The 5641-nt window shown below is 72.0% G+C and carries 3 protein-coding genes; 2 read left to right on the top strand and 1 reads right to left on the bottom strand.

All coding sequences use genetic code 11. The features are described 5' to 3' along the window. Window positions 1-196 precede the first annotated feature (196 nt). A complete protein-coding gene (locus Q9R33_RS08820; RefSeq protein ID WP_311293507.1) occupies window positions 197-1720 on the bottom strand; it encodes a methyltransferase in 1524 nt (507 codons plus the stop codon). Window positions 1721-1836: 116 nt separating this feature from the next. Between Q9R33_RS08820 and Q9R33_RS08815 the strand changes: the two genes are divergently transcribed. Then, on the top strand, window positions 1837-4014 hold the full coding sequence (locus Q9R33_RS08815) for a DUF6049 family protein (protein WP_311293506.1): 2178 nt from the start codon (window positions 1837-1839) through the stop codon (window positions 4012-4014). Then, entirely contained in the window at window positions 4011-5624 is a 1614-nt protein-coding gene (gene murJ / locus Q9R33_RS08810) for a murein biosynthesis integral membrane protein MurJ (RefSeq protein WP_310244222.1), read from the top strand. The genes Q9R33_RS08815 and murJ overlap by 4 nt, the downstream gene beginning before the upstream one ends. Window positions 5625-5641: the final 17 nt, after the last annotated feature.

Genomic DNA, 5641 nt, shown 5'->3' with positions numbered 1-5641 from the left:
CGTCGCTTGGCGCTCAGCGCGCAAGGGTCCCCGCGATTTCGCCACCGCAGCCCTCCCCAGGGCCTCAGACAGATCCCGAATTCGCCGCATCGACGCGGCGCGGGCGCCCACACCAGCACCCGAGACGGATGATGGCCCTGCGCGGGCGGCCTGTCAAGATACTGTCGTCAACAGCATCCATATTCGTTTCGGCGCATCAATGCGCGAAGCGGAGGAATCCCGTGAAGGCGAGTTCACGCGCGCGGGGCAGCAGGTCCGCACGGAGCGCACCGGCGTCGACCTCGAGCAGGTCGGCGATCGCGTCGATGAGAACCCCGACGGGAAGGTCGCCGTCGCACGCGCCGACGAGCGCGGCGAGCCCCGGATCCACGCCGAGGGCGCGACCGAACCCGCCACCCTGGCGCAGTTCGATGACGGTCGGATCCTCGGCTCCGGGCAGGTGATGACGCGCTTCGGTGACGTCGGGGGCGACGACGAGGACGGATGCCGCGAGCCCCGCGTCGTCGAGCCCGCTCAGGCGGTCGTGGGCGTCGAGCGCGGCCGCGAGATGCGCCCCGAGCCCGTCACCCGCGAGGGCCGTGTGGAGGCTCTCATACCGGGCGAGCGTGGGCGTCCCGTCAGCCGGACGGCGCAGCAGCAGGTACCCGAAGCCCACCTCCGTCACCGCGCGGGCCGCGAAGTCGTCGAGCCAGGCGTCGACGAGTCTCGCGAAGCCGGGCGTGCCGGGCAGCGTGCCGCCGTCGCGCACCCACAGCTCGGCGTACGACAGCGGGTCCAGGCTCTCGCGCTCGACGATCCAGGCGTCGAGCGGCACCGGCGACGACTCGACCCATCCGCGCACACGCTGAAGGCCGGGCATGCCGTCGCGCGTCTCCCAGTTGCCGAGCAGCTGCGCGACCCCGCCGGGCGCCAGGTGCGCGCCGACCCCCTTCACGAACGCAGCCACGACGTCGTCGCCGACCATCCCGCCGTCGCGGTACTCGTAGGCGGGGACGTCGGCGACCCGCGGCGTGATCACGAACGGCGGGTTCGACACGACACGGTCGTACTGCTCTCCGGCGACCGGCTCGAAGAGGCTGCCGAGCCGCACCTCGATGCCGTCGATGCCGTTGAGGAGGGCGTTCAGCCGCGTGAACGACAGCGCGCGCGGCGAGATGTCGGTCGCGACGACGTGGGCAGAGTGCGCGCGGGCGCGCAGCGCCTGGATGCCGCAGCCCGCCCCGATGTCGAGCGCGCGCTCCGCGGGGGTCGGCAGCTGCAGCCCGGCGAGCGTCAGCGACGCGCCGCCGACGCCGAGCACGTGATCTTCGGGCAGCGGCCCGCCGAGCGCCGCCTCATCGAGGTCGCTCGCGATCCACCACTGTCCGGATCCTGACGCGTCGGCGTACGACTGCGGTCGCACCACCGCCTGCGGGCGCACCTCGCCGCCGTCGATCTCGGCGAGACCCAGCCGCGCGAGTCCTTGCGCACCGGCACGCACGAGCGCGTGATCGACGGATGCCTCGGCCTGCGGCATCCCGAGCACCAGAAGCCTGCCCAGCACGGCGAGGGCGTCGCCGCGGTCGCCGAGGGCCCGCGACGCCGGCGACCGGAGGCCGCGCGCGATCGCATCGTCGGCCGCGGCGCCCCACGCGTCGCGCAGGGCTTCGGCGGTGAACCCCGCGCTGCGCAGGTCGGCGGCGAGGTCACGGCACAGGTCGGTATCCGGTTCGGGGAGCACGGCTCCATTCAACCGCGCCGCCCGCCCTCCGGCAGGCTCGGAGGCGCGGACCGTAGAATCTCCTCGATCGTGCGGTCAGGACATCGCACAGGAGCGAACCCCCCGACAGGATGATCGTGACTTCACCGCGAGCCCCGCGGCGTGCCCCGCGCCGCGCACCGCGTCTCGTGACCGCCGCCATGGCGGCCGGAGCCGTGCTCGCCGCACTTCTGCTGCCCGCTCCGGCGATCGCGGCGGATCCGACACCGATCCCCTCGCCGAGCGTGAGCTCCGCGGTCCCCGCCGGCACCACCGTGTTCACCCTGTCGCCGGTCGCCAACGGCATCGTGAACCCGGGCGATGCGCTGAGCGTGTCGGTCTCGATCCAGAACGGGACGGATGCGGAGCTCGCGGCCGCGACCGTCACCCTCTCCCTCGGACGCACGCCGCTCGCCGACCGCGACGACCTGGGCGACTGGCTCGACGGCAGCTCGCCCGAGCTCGCGCTGGAGCCGATCGGCACCGACTCGATCGCCGCTGTCGAGCCCGGCGGCTTCCAGGTCCGCGGCATCACGGTCGCAGCCGACGACCCTGCCCTCGCCGGCCTCGCCCCGGGCGTCTACCCGCTCGCGGCGTCGTACCCCGCCGCGGAGGGCACCGTCACGTCGACGAGCGCGATGATCGTGCCGCCCACCGAGGCCATCGACGTCGGCATCGGCGTGGTCGTGCCGATCACCGCAGGTCCTCTCAGCGAGGGCCTGCTCACCGCGGAACAGCTGGCCGAGCTCACCGCAGCGGACGGCGATCTCACCAACCAGCTCGACGGGGTCACCGGCACCGCCGCCATCCTCGCGGTCGACCCGGCCGTGCCCGCGTCGATCCGGGTGCTCGGCACCTCGGCTCCCGAGTCCGCGCTCGAGTGGCTTTCGCGGCTCGAGGCCATCCAGAACTCGCGCTTCGCCCTGCAGTTCGGCGACGCCGACGTCACCGCGCAGCTGCAGGCGGGCCTCCCGCGTCCGCTGCAGCCCACCTCGTTCAGCGCGTACATGTCGTCGTCGAACTTCGCGACGCCGACGCCGACTCCGACCCCGACGCCCACCCCGGCGCCGTCGGATGAGCCGACCACCGCACCCACCCCACAGCCCGACAGCGCACTCCCGAGCACCGACGAGCTCCTGGTCGTCGGCCCCGCCACCCGCCAGGGCGTGTACTGGCCCGCCGACGGCACGGCGGACGAGCAGATCGTCTCCCACCTCGCCGACATCGCGACCGCCGACGGCACCGCCCCTGTCACGCTCATCCCGTCGTCGACGACGGATGCCGGCTCCGACGGCCGCACCGTCTCGGCGCACGGCCGGGTCGGCGCCGGCGAGGTGCTCGTCTACGACAGCGACGTCTCCGCCGCGCTCGATGACGCATCCCAGCAGGAGGAGTCCTGGCTGCGGGGCGCCCCGCTCACCACGGCCACCGCCTACCTCGCCTTCGCTGCGGCCGAGACCGACGGGCCCCTGCTCGTCACCGTCGGCCGCGGCGACGGACGCTCGCGCGTCGAGCTCGGCGCCGCGATCTCCGCGGCCTTCTCCGCCCCCGACGTGACGCCCCGCACCATCGCGACGGTCGCAGCGGGGGAGGCGTTCGACCTCGAGCTGACCGGCGTGGAGTCTTCGCCCGAGCGCGCGGCCGCGGCATCCGCTCTCGTCGCCGACGAAAGCGAGCTCGCCCGGTTCGCCACGATCCTCGACCAGCCGTCGATGCTGACCGGACCCGAGCGCGCCGACATCCTGCAGCTGCTCGGCGTCGCGTGGATCGGCGACGCCACCTGGTCGACGGAGCTCGCCGACCACCGCGCCGCGACCGCCGGCACCCTGGACTCGGTCGCACTCCTGCCCACCAGCCCCAGCGACCTCTACGGGTCGAGCGCCGCCCTCCGATTCTGGGTGCGCAACGACCTGCCGTACCCGGTCAACCTCGTGCTGTACACGACCCGTGACAACCTGCGGCTCGACGTGCAGGGCGAGACGCCGATCGTCGCGACACCGCAGAGCAACACCCGCGTCGAGGTGCCGGTGCAGGCCCGCGTGGGCCGCGGCGACGTCACCCTGACCCTGCAGCTGCGCAGCCCCGCCTTCGTCGCCATCGGCGAGCCCGAATCCGTCGAGATCAACGTCTACGCCGACTGGGAGGCCGTCGGCATCACCGCCCTGGCGGTGCTCGTCGGCATCCTCCTCCTGTTCGGCATCGCACGCACCGTGCTGCGCATGCGCCGCAAGCGCAAGGGAACGGTCCCCACGCCCACCGAAGGGGACGAGCGGTGAGCGGGATCGGGCGCGCCAGTGCGCTCATCGGCGCGGGCACGATCGTGTCGCGCCTCACCGGCTTCCTCCGCTCCGTCGTGCTGGTGTCGGCCATCGGCGCGACCACCGCAGGGGGCAACGCGTTCGCGATCGCGAATCAACTCCCGAACAACATCTACGCGATCATCTCGACAGGCCTCCTGAGCGCCGTCGTCGTGCCCCAGATCGTCAAGGCCGCCGCCCATGACGACGGTGGGCGCGCCTTCGTCTCGAAGCTCTTCACCCTCGGGACGGTCGTGCTCCTCGGGACCGCCGTCCTCGCCACGATCGCAGCTCCGTGGCTCGTCGCCCTGTACGCGCCCGGCTATCCCCCTCAGCAGCAGGCCTTGGCAACGGCATTCGCCTACTGGTGTCTGCCGCAGATCTTCTTCTACGGTCTGTTCGCGCTCGTCGGCGAATCCCTCAATGCTCGGCGCGTGTACGGGCCCTACACATGGGCACCCATCGTCAACAACATCGTGTCGATCGCCGGTTTCCTCGTCTTCATCTGGCTCTTCGGCCCGACGGGTTCCGCGACGGCGTGGACGCCCGAGATGATCGCGGTGCTCGCGGGTACCGCGACGCTCGGCATCGTGGTACAGACGGGGATCCTCTTCCTCTTCTGGCGGCAGACAGGACTGCACATCCGCCCCGACTTCGGCTGGAAAGGCGTGGGACTCGGGCAGATCGGAAAGCTCGCCGGCTGGACCTTCCTCATGGTCGTCGCGGGTCAGCTCGCCGGACTGGTCCAGTCGCAGGTCATGTCGGAGATCCCCAAGGGCGACCCGGGCGTCTTCGTGGCGCAGAACGCGTGGCTGCTGTTCATGCTCCCGTACTCGATCATCGTGCTGTCGATCGGCACCCCGTACTTCACCCAGTTGAGCGAGCACGCCGCGGCGGGCCGCGACGGTGAGGTGCGGGGCGACATCGGTCGCAGCATCCGCACGCTCGGAGTGTTCGTGGTCGCCGCCACGGCCGCGCTCGCTGCCGCCGCCATTCCCGCGTCGCGTATCTTCACCGGCAGCCCCGACGAAGCGGTCGCCGCAGCGGGGGTGCTTCTCTGCTACCTCGTGAGCCTGATCCCGCTCGCCGTGCTGTTCGTCGTTCAGCGCAGCTTCTACGCCTACGACGACACCCGGACCCCCTTCTTCTTCACGATCCTGCAGTGCGCGATCGTCGTCCTCACCGCCTGGGGCGCGCTGTGGGCCTTCCACGAAGGCGTGCTCCCTTCCGCCCAACTGGTCGCCGCGGTCGCTCTGGGTCAGTCTTTCGCCAGTGTCGTGCAGGTGATCGTCGCGACCTGGCTGCTGCATCGGCGGCTGGGAAGCATCCACGTCGGCTCATGGCTGTGGGCGCTCGGGAGGTTCGCACTGGCCGCGGTTCCTGCGGGTGTCGTCGGCTGGCTGACGTTCGAGCTGCTGGGCGGCGTCGACGGCTGGACGGTGTCCGACAAGATCCTGGGTGCCGCGGGCGCCGCCGTCATCGGCATCGTGGTCATCGCGGTGTATGTCGGCATCCTCGCCGTCTTCCGCGCGCCCGAGCTGGCGGTCGCCACCGGCCTCGTGCGCCGCTTCCTGCCCGGCCGCCGCTGAGACCACCGGCCCATGTG

Origin of the sequence: Microbacterium sp. PRC9, from assembly GCF_031844125.1 — a bacterium.
Taxonomy (GTDB): domain Bacteria; phylum Actinomycetota; class Actinomycetes; order Actinomycetales; family Microbacteriaceae; genus Microbacterium.
The sequence above is the reverse complement of the archived record's forward strand: the minus strand, read 5'-3'. Positions and strand labels throughout refer to the sequence as shown.